General features: G+C 66.5%; 14 protein-coding genes. 6 read left to right on the top strand and 8 right to left on the bottom strand.

The annotated features are described in order from the left end of the window. Positions 1–183 (top strand): HNH endonuclease (locus HMPREF2559_RS11205; RefSeq protein ID WP_148138820.1); only part of this gene is annotated, 183 nt, incomplete at its 5' end. Positions 184–232: 49 nt separating this feature from the next. Here HMPREF2559_RS11205 and HMPREF2559_RS11200 read toward each other — a convergent pair. The 6 genes from HMPREF2559_RS11200 to HMPREF2559_RS11175 form a co-directional block, all read right to left on the bottom strand. Beyond that, positions 233–2,881: an acyltransferase family protein gene (locus HMPREF2559_RS11200; RefSeq protein WP_246818477.1), complete on the bottom strand. Its 2,649-nt coding sequence runs from the start codon at positions 2,879–2,881 to the stop codon at positions 233–235. Between the two features lie 67 nt (positions 2,882–2,948). Beyond that, the gene (locus HMPREF2559_RS11195; protein ID WP_070540787.1) at positions 2,949–4,064 is read right to left on the bottom strand and encodes a DUF6882 domain-containing protein; all 1,116 of its coding nucleotides are present in this window, start codon (positions 4,062–4,064) and stop codon (positions 2,949–2,951) included. Between the two features lie 25 nt (positions 4,065–4,089). Next, positions 4,090–5,223 carry a glycosyltransferase family 4 protein gene (locus tag HMPREF2559_RS11190; RefSeq protein ID WP_066487383.1) on the bottom strand — a complete coding sequence of 378 codons (1,134 nt, stop codon included), beginning with the start codon at positions 5,221–5,223 and terminating at the stop codon, positions 4,090–4,092. Then, positions 5,220–6,413 carry an NAD-dependent epimerase/dehydratase family protein gene (locus HMPREF2559_RS11185; RefSeq protein ID WP_066487395.1) on the bottom strand — a complete coding sequence of 398 codons (1,194 nt, stop codon included), beginning with the start codon at positions 6,411–6,413 and terminating at the stop codon, positions 5,220–5,222. Before HMPREF2559_RS11185 ends, HMPREF2559_RS11190 begins: the two co-directional genes overlap by 4 nt. Before the next feature lie 111 nt (positions 6,414–6,524). Next, on the bottom strand, positions 6,525–7,139 hold the full coding sequence (locus HMPREF2559_RS11180; protein WP_066487397.1) for a TetR family transcriptional regulator: 615 nt from the start codon (positions 7,137–7,139) through the stop codon (positions 6,525–6,527). Next, positions 7,139–9,505 (bottom strand): MMPL family transporter, encoded by a 2,367-nt coding sequence (locus tag HMPREF2559_RS11175; protein WP_066487399.1) that lies wholly within the window; start codon positions 9,503–9,505, stop codon positions 7,139–7,141. Before HMPREF2559_RS11175 ends, HMPREF2559_RS11180 begins: the two co-directional genes overlap by 1 nt. A gap of 142 nt (positions 9,506–9,647) precedes the next feature. On the opposite strand from HMPREF2559_RS11175, the gene HMPREF2559_RS11170 reads away from it, so the two are divergent. Beyond that, on the top strand, positions 9,648–10,301 hold the full coding sequence (locus tag HMPREF2559_RS11170; RefSeq protein WP_066487410.1) for a hypothetical protein: 654 nt from the start codon (positions 9,648–9,650) through the stop codon (positions 10,299–10,301). Here the strand turns inward: HMPREF2559_RS11170 and HMPREF2559_RS11165 are convergent. After that, positions 10,298–10,840, bottom strand: a complete 543-nt coding sequence (locus HMPREF2559_RS11165; RefSeq protein WP_066487413.1) for a gamma carbonic anhydrase family protein — start codon at positions 10,838–10,840, stop codon at positions 10,298–10,300. The genes HMPREF2559_RS11170 and HMPREF2559_RS11165 overlap by 4 nt on opposite strands. 3 nt (positions 10,841–10,843) lie before the next feature. Continuing rightward, positions 10,844–11,224, bottom strand: coding sequence for a hypothetical protein (locus HMPREF2559_RS11160; RefSeq protein ID WP_066487416.1), 381 nt, complete (start codon positions 11,222–11,224; stop codon positions 10,844–10,846). Between the two features lie 36 nt (positions 11,225–11,260). On the opposite strand from HMPREF2559_RS11160, the gene HMPREF2559_RS11155 reads away from it, so the two are divergent. From HMPREF2559_RS11155 to HMPREF2559_RS11140, 4 genes are all read left to right on the top strand, one after another. Beyond that, on the top strand, positions 11,261–12,130 hold the full coding sequence (locus tag HMPREF2559_RS11155) for a patatin-like phospholipase family protein (protein ID WP_070540783.1): 870 nt from the start codon (positions 11,261–11,263) through the stop codon (positions 12,128–12,130). Between the two features lie 76 nt (positions 12,131–12,206). Then, positions 12,207–13,397 carry an acetyl-CoA C-acyltransferase gene (locus tag HMPREF2559_RS11150; RefSeq protein ID WP_066487425.1) on the top strand — a complete coding sequence of 397 codons (1,191 nt, stop codon included), beginning with the start codon at positions 12,207–12,209 and terminating at the stop codon, positions 13,395–13,397. Positions 13,398–13,411: 14 nt separating this feature from the next. Next, the gene (locus HMPREF2559_RS11145; protein ID WP_070540780.1) at positions 13,412–14,488 is read left to right on the top strand and encodes an enoyl-CoA hydratase/isomerase family protein; all 1,077 of its coding nucleotides are present in this window, start codon (positions 13,412–13,414) and stop codon (positions 14,486–14,488) included. A 21-nt stretch (positions 14,489–14,509) separates the two neighbouring features. Beyond that, a complete protein-coding gene (locus HMPREF2559_RS11140; RefSeq protein WP_066511863.1) occupies positions 14,510–15,274 on the top strand; it encodes an enoyl-CoA hydratase in 765 nt (254 codons plus the stop codon). Positions 15,275–15,584: the final 310 nt, after the last annotated feature.

The raw sequence follows: 15,584 nt of genomic DNA, 5'->3' as shown, positions 1-15,584 counted from the left end.
TGCGAGCGTGACCACTTTATCCCGCGGAACAAAGGCGGCGACACGAATGTCGCGAACCTCGTGCCGTTATGCCGGTTCCATAACGGGCGCAAGGCCGATGGTGATTCGTATACCCGTGATGCCGAGGGCAATTACTGGTACGTCACGCCGTATGGCAAGCGCCTACTCTGCACCGTGGACTAACAGCCGAAAGGAAACCCCAGCCAAGGCTGGGGTCATTCGGCATGCCGTTTTATACAGCGCACTGCGTCGAAGTGTTCTTGTCGTAATTCGAGTACTGCTGCAGCGCGTACTGGAACGCCAGCGCGTACTGGTCGGCGCCTTCGATTTCGGGGTGGACGCCGTCGGCGCGCAGGAGCGACGTGTTGGACTGTGCGTGCGTGCACCAGTCCGCGATGTAGACGTTCTTGTGGTCCTTGGCCGCTTGGATGACCTCGGCGCGCGCACCGGGCATCCAGTCCCGGTCGCCGTAGGGGACGGAGAGAACGATGGTGCGGTCGGGGCCGATGGCATCGATAAGCTCATCGAGCTGTCCGGGGAACGCCGCGCCATTCGTGCCGAAGCCGAGGAAGACTGTATCGCGCAGCTGGCCCGTACTCTTCAGCTCCTGGACGATTGGAATCGCCGCGGTGTAGTGACGCGAGACCGCCGCGTCGATGTAGAGACCAGGGAAACGGGTGTTGAGCGCGGCGCTCGAGGCGAGCATGACCGAGTCGCCGATGGCGGTTATCTCTGGGCCGCGCGGCATGGGGCGGGTCTTCTTAGCAGTCGTCGTGGGAGCGGCGGCCTCGGGAGCTGGCGTGCTTCCCGAGTTATTGAGCTGTTGCAGCTCTTCGAGGTCGCGTTCGAGCTGCGTCTTATCGCTCGACGTCACGACGCCGTAGACCACGCCTGCCAGCGACGCAACGACGAGCAGCGGCACGAGCGGCCACGCGACCTTCGCGAAGCCGTACCGCAGCTCGGCAAGGCCCGGGCGGGAGGCCCAGTACGTCGTCCACGCCTTCTTGTATCCGCCGCGACGGAACGGGTTTTCAATGAACTGGTACGAGATTTCCGCCAGGAGGAAGGACAGCGGTAACGCCACAAGCCCCCACACCCAGGCGTGCTCGCGCTTTGAGTCGAAGAGCGCGATGAGGATCATGATGAGCGGCCAGTGCCACAGGTAGAGCGAGAACGAGCGTTGGCCCAGCCACCGCATGACGGTCGTGCTGAAGAGCCACGTGAGCGGACGCGCGTCGCGCACGACACCCCAGAGCATGAGCGCTCCCAGCACGCTCGTAAGCATCAGCCCGCCGCGGTAGGTGAATTCCAGATCGTCTGTCATGAAAATGAGCTGCGCGAGGTACGCGAGCAACGCCAGCGGCGCGAGGACCTGCGCCGCGATAGCGCCTGCGCGGCGCGACGATGGCCAGGAGTCCGCCGCTGGGTCCGAGTGCGTCGACGTAATGATGAGCGACAGCGCCGCACCGATGAGCAAGCCAAACGCGTGCGTATCCGTGCCGTAGTAGACACGCGTCGGGTCCTCGCCTGGGGTGTAGATAAACCACATGGCGACCGCGGACGCCGCGGCCAGCACGACCGACACGATAATCGGCACGCGCCGCGGATACCGCCGCACGACGATAAACAGCCCCGCGATAAGCAGCGGCCAGATGAGATAGAACTGCTCCTCCACGGCGAGCGACCAGTAGTGCGCGAAGACCTGAATCTCGTTGTCCGCAAAGTAAGACTGGGAGGTGGCAATCTGCGTCCAGTTATTGACGAAGAAGAGCGTGCCCAGGAACTGCTCGCGGATCCCCACGGCCAGGTCGCCGCCAATCGCCGCGACAATCGCCGTACAGATCACCAGCACCGTCACGGCTGCCGGCAAAATGCGCCGGAAACGCCGGACCCAGAAATCCTTGAGACTAATGCGCCCCGTGACGCGGAACTCGCGCACGAGCAGCGACGTAATAAGGAAGCCCGACAGGACGAAGAACATGTCCACGCCCAGGTAGCCGCCGGGCAGCACATCGCCAAAGAAGTGATAAATGACCACAGCGAGTACCGCCAGGCCGCGCAGGCCGTCAAGACCCGGCACCAGACGCAGCCGGGCGCGCGCATTCTTTCGCACCGCCGCGGACTCGACCGGCGTGGCAAGCGCCCGCTTGCCGATGCCCCCATCGCCCACCGCAGCCTCCGCCTCCGCCGCCCGGGCGGCGCTGCGTTGTGCCGCCGAGGGAATGACAACCGGCATCGCGCGCTTGCGAGCCATGGGTCCAGCAGTTGCGGTTGCAGCAGCGGCCGCCGCGGCCGCGAGTGCTCCTGCCGTCTCGGCAGCGGGCTTGTCAGCTACGGGTTGCGGTGCAAGCGTTTCAACTCGGGGCGCCGGGGAGGCGAGGATTCCCGACAAGCGGCGCAGCGCCCGACGCGCAGCCGGCGACGGCTCTGGTTCGTCATCCGTTGCGGGAGCGGGGCGCAGGCTGGCGGGGAGGCGGCGTGCGGCGACGCGGTTGGCGGGGGTTGCTTCGCGCTCGAGTGGGGGCGCCGGGCGTAGCGGACGGGGAGCCGCAGGCGCGGGAACCGGGGCCAGGGTAGCTGCGGGGACGGTGAGGAGCGTGGCGAGCCGGCGGTGCGCGCGGCGCGCGGTGGGCGAGAGTTCTGGTTCTTCGTGCGTTGCGGGAGCGGGGCGCAGGCTGGCGGGGAGGCGGCGTGCGGCGACGCGGTTGGCCGGTGTCGCCTCGCGCGGGGCAGGCGCGGCGTGACGCGGCGGGCGCGCGATGGGCTCGGGAACTGCGGGGCGGGAAACTGGGGCCGACTCCGGAGACTGGGGCGCGGGAAGCTCGTTGTCACGGCGGGTGCCGGTGACGCGATCAACAATCGACCGAAGGAAGCGTTTCACAAAATCTCCCGCATGAGAAGATGGTACAAGGACGTGCTATAGCTTAACCCCCACGGCGGGATGGGCGTTAGCCGCGGGCGGCGCGATACGCGGCCTGCGCGCGCACGGCGTCGAGGCCATCCGGCAGCGGCACGGCGAGGATCGCCGAGTGCGTCGCAACGGTGGCGTCGGGCAGGCGTAGCTGCGGGGCGTCGAGGAGGAACAGGCCCGTCGTCGTGGGGGAGAGCGCGACGGGAACGAGCGTCCACAGCTGAAGGATGGGCATGGCGGCTTGGGCAAGGCCGAGCTCGAAGGCGCGGGCAGCGGGCAGCTGCGGGCGCAGGAAGTCCGCGATGCCGTGGTCCGCGCCGAAGCGGCGCACATTGGCGGCGGCGCGGCGGGCCGGCGGGGCGAGTTCTTCGTCGGCCCAGGCCCACGTCCACGTGTCGTCCGTGATGGTCGCGAGGACCGGGGCGACGGCCTCGAAAGCATGGCCGCCGGCAGAGACGGTGGCGCGGCCCTCGAGCAGGCGCGGGGTCACTTGCGCGTGGGGGAAGCGGGCATCGACGAAGAACTGGTGCTCGGCAGCGAGGTAGTGGGCGTCTGCGCGCACATCGGCGTGGGTGAGCGAGGAACCCCAGCCGGTCAGCCGCGTGCCGTCGAAGCGCGGTGCGGGAATCTGTTGGCCGGTGGCTTGGGCGTAGGCCCCGAGGGCGCGCCGCTCGTCGGTCGCGGGAGTGGACTGTGCGAGCCCGGCGGCAATCGCCTCGGACAGCGGCACGCCGTTGCCGCGGAAGGCGACGGCGACGGCGGCGAGTGCGTCGTCCTGCTCGGCGATGAGCACCGGCGAGCCGCCCACGACGGTGCGCGCGGCGGCGAGAAGCTTCGGAGAATAAGGCTGGGTGCCGCTCAGCTCGGGCACAGTAAGCCCCGCGGTCATGGAGGTGGCCCACGTCCACTGGCCGTCGCGGAGGACGGCCAGGCGAGTGCCCTCGAGATCATGGACGCCGGTCTGGGCGTCGATGCGCAGCTGGACGGGGACATCGGGAAGCGGGGCGCCAGCGCCGTCACGGTCGGCCGCGAAGTTATACTCCGCCGAGCTTACGGGCCCGAGTGCCTGCGCGAACGCGAGGTCTTGGGCTGCGGAGACGAAGAGTCCGTCGGCAAGCACATCGGCGAGCGTGGCAGGCGCGGGCAGCGGCATGGCGTGGAATGCTCCTTACAGAGGGTTAGGCCAACGGGGCCGCGACGGCGTCCTCGTAGGCGGAGATAAGGGACATCGTAGACTCTCGCCACGAGTATTTTTCGGCCTCGGCGCGCGCGGCGGCGCCCATTTCTGCGCGCGCCGTGGGATCGGTGAGGAGGTCGGCGATGGCTGCGGCCCAGGCGGCATCGGGAAGCTCGGGCTCAATGAGGCGGCCGGTGACGCCTTCGGTGATGACGAAGGGAATGCCGCCGGCGCGGGTGCCCACGACGGGCACGCCCGAGGCGAAGGACTCGAGCGCGACAAGGCCGAGAGTCTCCGTCTGGGAGGGGAAGACGAAGACGTCGCCGGAGGCGAAGGCGGCGGCGAGGTCCTCACCGGAGAGGTAGCCGGTGAAGACGGTGCCGTCGTCGAAGTGTTGCTTGAGCTCCTCGAGGTAGGGGCCTGCGCCGACGATGGCGAGGCGCGCGCTGGGGACTTTCTCGCGGACGCTTTGTGCGATGGCGGGGAGACGGTCCAAGTCCTTTTCCTTGGAGACGCGGCCGACGTAGACGAAGAGCGGGTCCTCGGGGTGGCCGTCGCTAAGCCGGTCGCGCATCTCACGTGTGGCCTTGGAGGGGTGGTAGCCGTGGGTGTCGACGGCCTTGGGCCACAGCCGGACGTTGCGGATGCCCAGGTCGCGAGCCTTGGTCACCATGGGGCCGGAGGTGCACAGGTTTACCGCAGCCTGGTTGTGGAGGTACTTCAGCGCGGCGACGGTGAGCGGCTTGGTCCAGCCGATGCCGAGGGCCTCGACGTATTCGGGCACGTTGGTGTGGAAGCTCGCGACGAGCGGGACGGCGTCGAGCTTCGCGGCAAAGACGCCCAGCGCCGCGGTCCAGATGGGGTTGACGGCGTGGATGACGTCGGGGTCGAAGGCGCGGATTTCCTTGAAGAAGCGCGCGGACGGGAGACCGAACTTGATTTCCGGGTAGACGGGCAGTGCGAGCGACGGGATGCGGTGGACCGGGAACCCCGCGAAGGTCGCGGGCGGGGTGCCGGGTGCGAAGATGGCGACCTCGTGGCCCAAGGCTGCGAGCTGCTCGATGGTACGGGTCAGTCGCGTGACCACGCCGTCGATTTTGGGGAGGAAGACCTCCGTGACGATGGCTACTCTCATGAAAGTTCGGGCACACCTGCGCGCTGGTTCTTCGTCCACAGGGACTGCGCGGGGATCTTGTCACGGTCGACGCGATCGGCGTAGCGCTGGGCGACTTCCTCGACTTCGTGGAGCAGGCCCTCGGCGAGCGTGGTGGGCTTAAGCCCCAGGGAGAGGAACGTGTCGTTGGAGACGAAGAGCTCGTTTTCCGCTGATTCCTTGCGCGGGTTGGGCACGTAGGCCACGGCGGCGCCGGAAATCTGCGCGACGAGCTCGGCCAGGTCGCGGACGCGGTGCGTTTCCGTCATCTGGTTGATGATCTTCACGCGCTCCCCGCGCGCCGGCGGGTTCTCGAGCGCGAGCTCGATGCAGCGGACCATGTCACGGATGTGGATAAATGCGCGGGTCTGGCCGCCCGTGCCGTGGACGGTGAGCGGGTAGCCGATGCCGGCCTGGATGAGGAAGCGGTTGAGCACCGTGCCGTAGTCGCCGTCGTAGTCGAAGCGGTTGATAAGGCGCTCGTCCCGCGCCGTCTGCTCGGTCCACGTGCCCCAGATGATGCCCTGGTGGAGGTCGGTGACGCGCAGCTCGTCGTTCTTCGCGTAGTAAGCAAAAAGGTGCTGGTCGAGCACCTTCGTCATGTGGTAGACGGAGCCCGGGTTGGAAGGGTAGAGGATGGACTGCTCGATATTGCCGTGGTCATCCGTGTGGACCATGACGTCGAGGTAGCCTTCCGGAATCTTCATGCCCGCGGTGCCGTAGCCGTAGACGCCCATGGTGCCCAGGTGCACGACGTGGATATCGAGCCCGGACTCCACGATGGCCGCGAGCAAGTTGTGCGTCGCGTTGATGTTGTTATCCACCGTGTAGCGCTTCGTGCGTGAGTTCTTCATGGAGTACGGCGCGGCGCGTTGCTCGGCGAAGTGCACGACGGCATCGGGAGCCTCCGCGCGCAGGAAATCGAGCAGGGCGTCGTAGTCTTGCGCGACGTCGATATTGCGGAAGCCGATGGTCTTGCCGGTGACCTCGTACCAGGCGTCCAGGCGCTCCGCGATGGAGGCGATGAGGGTGAGCGATTCCGCGCCGAGTTCTTTATCGATGGCGCGGCGGGAGAGGTTGTCGATGATGGTGACGTCGTGTCCCCGGTCCGAGAGGTAGAGGGATGCGGGCCAGCCGCAGAATCCGTCGCCGCCCAGAATCGCGATCTTCACTGTGGTGTTCACTCCTCGTGCTCGTGCGCCCGCCGAGTTGCGGGGCCTTTGCACGACAATACCCCGGCCTTCCGCCCGCAATGGGGGGATCCGGGGTAAATACTTGGTGAACTAGGCGCGGAGCTTTCCGATGCCACGTACCACCCGCACGGCACGAGCGATCAGCGCCCGGCCCTGTTCAGGGGTGCGATCCGGGCCGAGCTCGTCGTAGATGTGCAAGGCATGGCCGATGCCTCCGGCGCCGGCCTGGAGGGCGACAAGGATATCGAACTCGTCCATACTGGGGAAGCGTTCCTGGAAGGCGGTGATGATGGGAGCCGCGGCGGCGCGGGCTGTCTCCTCGTCCGCGCCGAGGGCGCTGGGGCCTCGGTGCTGCATCTCCATGGCCTGACCGATGGCGAGCAGCGTGCTGAGCGAGTAGAGCTCAACGCCGTCGTCGGAGAGGGCATCGCCCAGCAAGCGCTCGAGGACGTCGAGCATGTCGAGGCCCGTGGGGAGCGCGCGGATATCCTCGGCGATGACGGCGAACGTGCCCGCGATGAAGTCGACGAGGGGCTCTTCCAGACTCGAGAAATAGTTGTGGAAGGTGCGGGGAGAAACGCCGGCGGCGTCCGCGACGGCGGCGACGGTAAGCGCGTCGAAGCCCTCGCGCAGCACGATATTAGCTGCCGACTCCGCGATGGCGGTGTGTGTCGCTTGCTTCTTCTTATCCCGCAGTCCGGTCACTAGTTCTTCACCTTCTCGCGCTGGCTGGCCTCGAGCGCCGCGCGGTCGCGGGAGAGGGCCTCGCCTTCGATATCCATGTTGGGAAGCAGCTTATCGAGCCACTTCGGGATCCACCAAGCCTTCTCGTCGAGGAGGAACATCGTGGCAGGGATGAGCATCATGCGGACGATGAAGGCGTCAATGAACACGCCCACGGCGAGCGCGAAGCCCATCGTCTTAATGAATGGCATGTCGATGAGCATGAACGCCGCGAAGACGGAGATCATGATGAGTGCTGCGGCCGTCACGGTGCGGGCGCCGTGCTTGAAACCGTTGGAGGTTGCGTTGCCCGCGGTCTTGCCGTGGACGAAGCCTTCGCGCATGCGGGTGACGAGGAAGACTTGGTAGTCCATGGCGAGGCCGAAGGTCAGGCCGATGAGCATGATGGGCAGGAAGGAAAGGATGGGCTGTGGGTCGTCGATGATGCCGAACATGCCCTTCTGGAAGATGGCGACGGTAATGCCGAAGGTCGCGGCCATGGACAGGCCGAAGCCGGCGGCCGCGATGAGCGGCACCCAGATGGAGCGGAAGACGAGCAGCAGGACGAAGAACGCGAGGACCAGGACGATCGCGATATACGGAACGAGAACGCTATTGAGCTTCTCCGAGATGTCGTTGAAGATAGGCGTGATGCCCGTGACGCCATAGGTGCCGCCGGTGTTCTCCTCGAACTCGCCCTTGTAGTCGCGCAGGTGCTCGAGCGTGGTCGTCGTGGCCTCGTCCGTGGCGCCCGTGGTGGGGGTGATCATGATGCGGGCGGCATCGTTCGCCTCGTTCATGCCTGCGATCTGGGCGTTGACGACGCCCTCGGTCGTAGCGAAGTCCTGCAGAAGCTCCTGGAGGGCCGGCATGCGGTCTTGCTCGGAGACGTTCGCGAGGTCGACGAAGGCGATCATCGGGGCGTTGCGGCCGGGGCCGAAGGCTTCTTCGGTCATCTCGTACGCGTTGCGCTGCGGTGAGCCGAGCTTGGCGGTGCCGTCGGTGGGCATCGCGAGCGTGAGGTTCGCAGCAGGGATGGCGAGGACGCCGAGCAGGACGACGCCCGCGACGAGGTGGAGGAACGGATGCGCGCGGATGCGGCGGACCCAGAGCAGCCCCATGGTCGGCTTCTCGTCCTCGGGATCCGGGACCTTGGGGCCGGGGACGCGGGCGGCGAAGATTTTTGTGCCAAGCAGGCCGAGCAGCGCCGGGATGAACGTGAGCGCGACGAGTACGGCGATGACGACGGTCACGGCGGCGGCAATGGCCATCGTGGACAGGAACGGGATGCCGATGATGGTGAGCGCGGCGAGTGCAATGACCACCGTCGTGCCGGCGAAAACGACGGAGGAGCCGGCGGTGCCGAGCGCCATGCCCATGGAGTGGGCGCGGGTGGCCTTGTCCATCTTCTTCAGTTCCGCGGCGAGTTCCTTGGGGCTCAAGTCGTTGAGGCCGGAGGAGGTGATGAGCTCGTTGCGGAAGCGCGCGACGATAAACAACGCGTAGTCGATGCCGACGGCGAGGCCGATCATGGACGCGAGCATGGGCGTCATGTCGGAGACGGAGTCGGTGAAGATCGTGGCGAGCTGGACGCCGAGGAGCCCCACGCCCACGCCGATGACGGCGGAGATGAGCGGCATGCCTGCGGCGACGAAGGAGCCGAAGGTGATGAGCAGGACGATGGCGGCGACGATGAGGCCGAGGATCTCGGACGTGCCGTTCATCTCGTCCGCGCCGCTAAAGGCGTTGCCGCCGTAGGCGACGGTGAGGTCGCCCTCGTCAGCGTGGGTGAGTACGTCGGTGACGGCGGACTTCTCTTCCGTGGGAATCTCGGTGATGGTGTCCGCGTCGAAGGTAATCGACAGCGTGCCGGTGCGCTTATCGGCGCTCAGCGGCGAAATGGCGGCGAGGTTCGCGTCGATCTGCTCCTGCGGCATGCCCTGGGCCGAGAGCTGCTCGGTCATCTGCTTCTGCATGCCGGCGGCCGCCATGACGGGGCTCACGAGAGCGTCGGTGTCGGTGAGCGCGCCGGTGTCCTTGAGATTCGCGATGAGCTGATCGACCTCGGCGGCGACGTCCGGGTCGGCGAGGGTCTTACCCTCCGGCGCCTCGATGATGACATTGGCGGTCGGCGCGTCCATGGACTCGCCGCTGTCGCCGAAGCGTTCGTTCATCTGCTCCATCGTCACGGTGGAGTCCATGTCCGGCATGGAGAAGGAGGGGTTGGGGGACTTCGCGAAGCCGGCCGCCAGGCCGCCCATCGCGATGAGGAGTACCAGCCAGAAGGCTAAAAAGGGCCACACCTTGCGGTACGACCACGAGCCAACGCGGTAGAGGAATTTCGACATGTAATTCTTTCTCTCGATAACAGTGCATGACCCGTGCGACGTCACGGCCGCGGGGATACGTGCATACCCTACGCAATTTTGCGGAGATGGTGCAAATTTAACGGTTAAAGTTGCGCGCCGGCGGTGGGCTAGACTGTCCCGCATGCTCCATGCCGTCCTTTATGCCCTCCTTGACTCCGTGAATGCGCTGCTCATCGGCATCCTCGTCGCGATTGGCATCATGCTGCCGCGCGGGATGTACCGCAAGATCGCCACGCTTGTGGTCGTGGGAGACTGGCTGGGCGTGCTTGCTGCGACGGCGCTCGTGTTCTTCATCTTTCTTGGCATCAAGGACCAGATCATCGCGGTCCTCGGCTCGCCCGTCGCAGGCATCGTGCTCATCGTCGTTGGCATACTCCTTGCGCTCGGCGCGTGGCGCTCGAAGGGCCAGTCGAGCCCGCTCGTGGAGAAACTTCTGGGCCCTCTGCGCACTCCGTCGTTGCTCACGGGGCTTGTCGGCTTCGCGATGGGCGTTATCCAATCGCTCACGTCCGTGCCGTTCTACTACGGCCTCATGCACTTGGCGGCGGGCGACCTCTCGGTGAATTCGCGGATCAGCGCGGGCCTGCTCTACGCCTGCTTAGCACTGAGCCTGCCCACGCTGTGCGGCCTGGGGCTCGCGATGGTGCGCCATTACCCGGACAGCCCAGCCGGGCGCATCTTCGCGGCTGCGCGCCGCAACTCGACCCAGGTCGCGCTGTACTCGGGCTACGCGGTCGCGGGCTTCCTCATCATCATGGGCGTGGTCTCGCTCTAGAACCAGACGTCCTCGAGTCGTAGGGACTCGGACTCGGGTGCTTGGCCGCGGGCGGTCTCGACGTAGCGCGCGGCGTGCGGGATAAACGCGGCGGATTCCTCGGGGCTCAGCTCGCGGCGGACCTTGGCGGGCACGCCAGCGGCGAGCGAGCGCGCCGGGATGTGCTGGCCCTCGAGGACCACGGCGCCACCGGCGATGAGCGAGCCGGTACCGATGCGCGAGCGCGAGAGCACGGTGGCCTGCATGCCCACGAGCGTGCCGGACTCGACGTGTGCGCCGTGGACCATCGCCATGTGGCCCACGGTCACGTCGTCTTCGAGGACGCAGTCTGCGTCGCGGTCGACGTGGAGTACGCAATTGTCCTGGATGTTCGTGCGCGCGCCGATACGGATGGCGCCCACGTCGGCGCGCAGGACCGTGCCGTAGAAGACGGAGGAATCGGGGCCGATTTCCACGTCGCCGATAATCGTGGCGTTCGGCGCGATAAACGCGCTGCGGTGGATGCGGGGACGGACGCCGTTGAAAGGAAGAATGAGCATGGTTTACTCCACGGAGATTGCGAGGGTTTCGGACAGTTCGTAGTCGCCCGGCTCGGCGCGCAGGGTCTCTAGGAGTGCGGCGCGCGTGTCCGGGTCGAGCGGGATGGCCCAGCCCTTCTTCGGGTCGCGGACGGGGACCTCGGGGCGCGGGGAGGGGGAGAAGAAGACGCGGGTGGGGGCATCGGCAAGCCAGGCAGGCTCGGCGGCGCGGGCGACCTCACGAAGCGCTGCGACGCCGGAAGGGTCGGTGACGACGATGAGCAAGGTTCCGGCGGTGTGGACCTCGAGGTGGCCGACCTCGACGACGGGCGCGCCAGCCTCGGGCGTGGCGAGGCGCGGGGCCTTGGGGCCGGTGAGCGAGCGGAGCGCGTCAAGTAATCCCATGTGAACATCGTAAGCAGCTGCGTACAGTAAAACAACGTGATTGATGCAAGAAATATCGCCCTGATTTTTGAAGGTGGCGGCATGCGTAACTCGTACACGGCGGCCTGCGTGGCCAAGCTCATCGAGGAAGACGTGCAGTTCGGCTGGGTGGGCGGCGTGTCCGCAGGAGCCTCGCACGCCGTGAACTATCTCTCGCACGATGCGTGGCGGGCGAAGGAATCTTTCGTGGACTTTGCCCATAACCCCAGCTTCGGCGGGGTGTCCTCGCTGCTGCGCGGCACGGGGTATTTCAATGCGGAGTATATTTATGAGCGCTCCTCGGATGAGGAACTGCCCTTCGACTTCGAAGCATTTCTGGCCAATCCGGCGGAGATGAATCTCGCGACGACGCGCGCGGATACAGGCGAGTCTGTCTACATTACGCGCGACGATATTTACGAGCAGTCGGATTTGAATATGTACGTGCGCGCGTCCTCGACGCTGCCGCTTATCATGCCGTTGCGTTTTATTGACGGCGTGCCGTATGTGGACGGCGCGCTGGGCGAGTCCGGCGGCATCTCCATCGACCAGGCGGAGAAGGCTGGCTACGAGAAGTTCCTTTTTGTGGGCACGCACCCGCGCGGCTACGTCCGACCGCAGGTTACACGCCGCCGCGCCGTGCGCCGCGTGCTGGGCCGGTACCCCGCGGTCGCGGAGGCGCTCATCCAACGTCCGGACCGGTATAACGCGTCGAAGGACCGGCTGCTGGAGCTGGAAAAGGAAGGCCGCGCGCAGCTGTTCTTCCCGGAGGATATGCAGGTCGCGTCGACGGAAAAGAACGTCGCCAAGCTGCGGGCGAACTTCGACGCGGGGCGCGCGCAGATGTACGCCGAGTGGCCCGCGTGGAAGGAATTCCTCACTTCCTAACCGAAAGGGTGGCGCAGGTCACGAAGGAACTGTACGATTTATTCTAACTTCGTACAGATTCTTCTTGGGAGGCCTTGTGACCCTGCAGGATACCGATATCGTCATCGTGGGCGCCGCGCGCACCCCCTTTGGCAAGCTGTTGGGCAGGCTTGCTGCACTGCCCGCCACCGACCTGGGCGCGCACGCCATCCGCGGCGCGCTTGAGCAGGCGCGCGTGGAGCCCGAGCTTGTCGATGCCGTCGTCTTCGGCCAGGTCCTCCAGGCCGGCGTTGGCCAGAATCCCACGAAGCAGGCCGCGCTCGCGGCCGGGATTTCGCCGCGGGCGCATACGACGACGGTGAATAAGATTTGCCTTTCCGGGCTCACGGCCGTCATCGACGCGGCGCGTCTGCTGCGCGCGGGCGAGGCCGAGGTCGTCGTCGCCGGCGGCATGGAATCCATGACGAATGCGCCGCACCTGCTGCCGCGCTCGCGCGCCGGCGTGAAATTCGGGGCGTTTGAGGCGCTCGACCACATGGAACACGACGGCTTGCGCGCCGCGGACCTGGGTATTTCCATGGGCTCGCTGTCCGAGAAATACGCGGACCGCTATCCCGTCACCCGCGAAGAACAGGACCATTGCGCGGCGCTGAGCCACCAACGCGCGCTCGCCGCGACGCAGGACGACACGCTCGCCCGCGAAATCGTGCCGCTTACCATCGAGACCCGCAAGGGCTCGGTGACCATCGAGTCCGACGAGGGCATCCGCGAGGGCGTCACGGACGAGTCGTTGGCCAAGCTCCGCCCGGCCTTTGAGAAGGGCGGCTCGATTACGGCGGGCAATTCCTCGCCCATTACGGACGGCGCGGCGGCGGTTGTGCTCACCACGGCCGCGCATGCCGCGGCGCAGGGCTGGGAGGTTCTCGCCGCGCTGCGTTCGGTGGGCCAGACCGCCGGCCCTGATTCCTCGCTGCAGCAACAGCCTGCCGATGCCCTCCTCCGCGCCCTTGAGCGCGAGGGCTGGGACGCAGGCTCCCTCGACCACGTGGAAATCAACGAGGCCTTTGCCGCCGTCGTCGTCCATTCCGCGCGCACCCTGGGCCTGGACCCGGACGCGGTCAACCCGCAGGGCGGAGCGATTGCGATGGGGCACCCCATCGGGGCATCGGGAGCGCGCTTGGTCGTGCATGCGGCGCACCAGCTGGCGGCGGGCGCGGGTTCGCGCGCGGGTGTTGCGCTCTGCGGTGGCGGGGGACAAGGCGAGGCCCTGCTGCTCGAAGCGAAATAGAAAGGAACTGTGAGATGTCTGTAGAAATCACCGAGGGCGAGGTTCTCGCTTCTGTGCGCGACGGCGTGGGCACGCTCACGCTTAACCGGCCTAAGGCGCTCAACGCGTTGACCTTGGACATGATTCGTGAGTTCACCCGCGTTCTGCGTGCGTGGGCGGACGATGACGCGGTGCGTCTCGTGCTCGTGCGGGGTGCTGGTGAGCGCGGCCTGTGCGCTGGCGGCGACGTCGCGGCGCTCTACCGCGACGCAGTCGCCGAGGGTGGACCAGGCGACTTCGGCGCCACGTTTTGGCGCGAGGAGTACGAGCTTAACCACTATATTTCGATCTACCCCAAGCCGTACGTGGCGCTGCAGACGGGCATCGTGCTGGGTGGCGGCATCGGGATCTCGGCGCACGGCAGCCACCGGATCGTCACGGATGACTCGCGCCTGGGCATGCCCGAGGTCGGCATCGGCTACTCGCCGGATGCCGGTGGCTCCTACGTCCTCGCGCGTGCGGCGGATCGGCTGGGCTTCCATCTGGGCTACACCGCGGCCCACGTCGGCGCGGCCGAGGCCATCGACACCGGCTTCGCAGACTACTACGTGCCGCAGGACCAGATTGAGTCGCTCGTGGCACGGCTGCACGAGACCGCGGACCCGGCCGTCATCGCGGAGTTCGCGCAGGACGCCGGTCCGGGCTTCGGCGAGGACCGTGCCGAGATGGTCGAGGCCTACGCCGCGCCCACGGCCGAGGCGACGCTCGAGCGACTCGACGCGCTGGCCGCCGAGCACGGCGAGGAGCACTGGGCTGCGAAGGCCGCCAAGCGCATTCGCCGCAACTCGCCGCTGGGCATCCGCGTGACCGAGGAAGGCCTGGAGCGCGCGGCGCAGCACAGCCTCGCGGACGTGCTCACGCAGGAATTCTGGATGTCGCTCAATATGCAGCGCCACCCCGAGTTTGCCGAGGGCATCCGCGCCCAAATCATCGACAAGGACCGCAGCCCGCACTGGAAGTACGCCACGATCGCGGACGTGCCGGGCGACGTGGGCGCCATCTTCGCCCCCATCGACGGCATTGCGCCGCCGGATTTCACCAAGAACGTTTAACGCACGACTGAAGGAGACACCATGGCCATCCTCACCGAGACCCGCGACCGCGTCGCGCTCATTACACTCAACCGTCCCGAGGCGCTCAACGCGCTCAACAAGGCCACGATGGAGGAGGTGACCTCCGCCGTCGCTCAGTTCGACGCGGACGAGAACATCGGGGCTATCGTCATCACTGGCTCCGAGAAGGCCTTCGCCGCCGGCGCCGACATCAAGGAGATGGCGCCGCGCGGCGCGACCGAGATGTACTCGACCAACTGGTTCGCGGACTGGGATATCCTCACCCGCGCGCGCACGCCGATCATCGCGGCCGTCAACGGCTACGCGCTCGGCGGCGGCTGCGAGCTGGCCATGATGTGCGACTTCATTATCGCTGGCGACCGCGCCAAGTTCGGCCAGCCCGAGGTCAACCTCGGCGTCACCCCGGGCATGGGCGGCTCCCAGCGCCTCACGCGCGCCGTGGGCAAGGCCAAGTCCATGGAGATGTGCCTCACCGGCCGCATGATGGACGCCGAGGAAGCCGAGCGCTCCGGGCTCGTCGCCCGCGTCGTCCCCGCCGGCGAGCTCCTCGACGAGGCGCTGAAGACCGCCGCGACCATCGCGGCCAAATCGCTTATCGCGACGACCATGATTAAGGAGCAGGTCAACGCCGCCTACGAGACGACCCTCGCACAGGGCCTCCTCTTCGAGCGCCGCACCTTCCACTCCATCTTCTCCTCCAACGACCAGAAGGAAGGCATGGCCGCCTTCGCCGAGAAGCGCGACGCCAACTTCACGCACTCCTAAAATTCAGTTTTCGCTTGCGCACCCACATTTGGAGGGCTCTACAGCTGTTGCTTCCGCGCGCACTGTGGGGCCCTCTTGTGCTCATTTTCGTTTAGTGTCGCTGATAGTGGTGCTCTACGTGCCGCTTCTCGTGGATGCATAAATATGGTTTCCTTATGGAAATTGATATTCATATGGGAGGATGAACGGGCTTAACAATCACTTCATTCTTTGTCTGCTGTTTGAGCCAACGAGCTTGTGACTGCCTGCGGTGGAGGTCGCTTGTAGCGTGACGAGCCGGCAAGGAGACAACGCCGGAAGGGGACAACCA

Origin of the sequence: Corynebacterium sp. HMSC072G08 (genome assembly GCF_001809185.1) — a bacterium.
GTDB lineage: Bacteria > Actinomycetota > Actinomycetes > Mycobacteriales > Mycobacteriaceae > Corynebacterium > Corynebacterium phoceense.
This window is presented reverse-complemented; position numbering and strand designations above follow the sequence as displayed.

Coding starts and splice junctions, on each gene's coding strand:
- HMPREF2559_RS11195 (WP_070540787.1), bottom strand. CDS start 4,064: ATGCCGCTGCCCGCGCCTGCCACGCTCGCCGATGTGCTTGCCGACGGA.
- HMPREF2559_RS11190 (WP_066487383.1), bottom strand. CDS start 5,223: ATGAGAGTAGCCATCGTCACGGAGGTCTTCCTCCCCAAAATCGACGGC.
- HMPREF2559_RS11175 (WP_066487399.1), bottom strand. CDS start 9,505: ATGTCGAAATTCCTCTACCGCGTTGGCTCGTGGTCGTACCGCAAGGTG.
- HMPREF2559_RS11170 (WP_066487410.1), top strand. CDS start 9,648: ATGCTCCATGCCGTCCTTTATGCCCTCCTTGACTCCGTGAATGCGCTG.
- HMPREF2559_RS11165 (WP_066487413.1), bottom strand. CDS start 10,840: ATGCTCATTCTTCCTTTCAACGGCGTCCGTCCCCGCATCCACCGCAGC.
- HMPREF2559_RS11160 (WP_066487416.1), bottom strand. CDS start 11,224: ATGGGATTACTTGACGCGCTCCGCTCGCTCACCGGCCCCAAGGCCCCG.
- HMPREF2559_RS11145 (WP_070540780.1), top strand. CDS start 13,412: ATGTCTGTAGAAATCACCGAGGGCGAGGTTCTCGCTTCTGTGCGCGAC.
- HMPREF2559_RS11140 (WP_066511863.1), top strand. CDS start 14,510: ATGGCCATCCTCACCGAGACCCGCGACCGCGTCGCGCTCATTACACTC.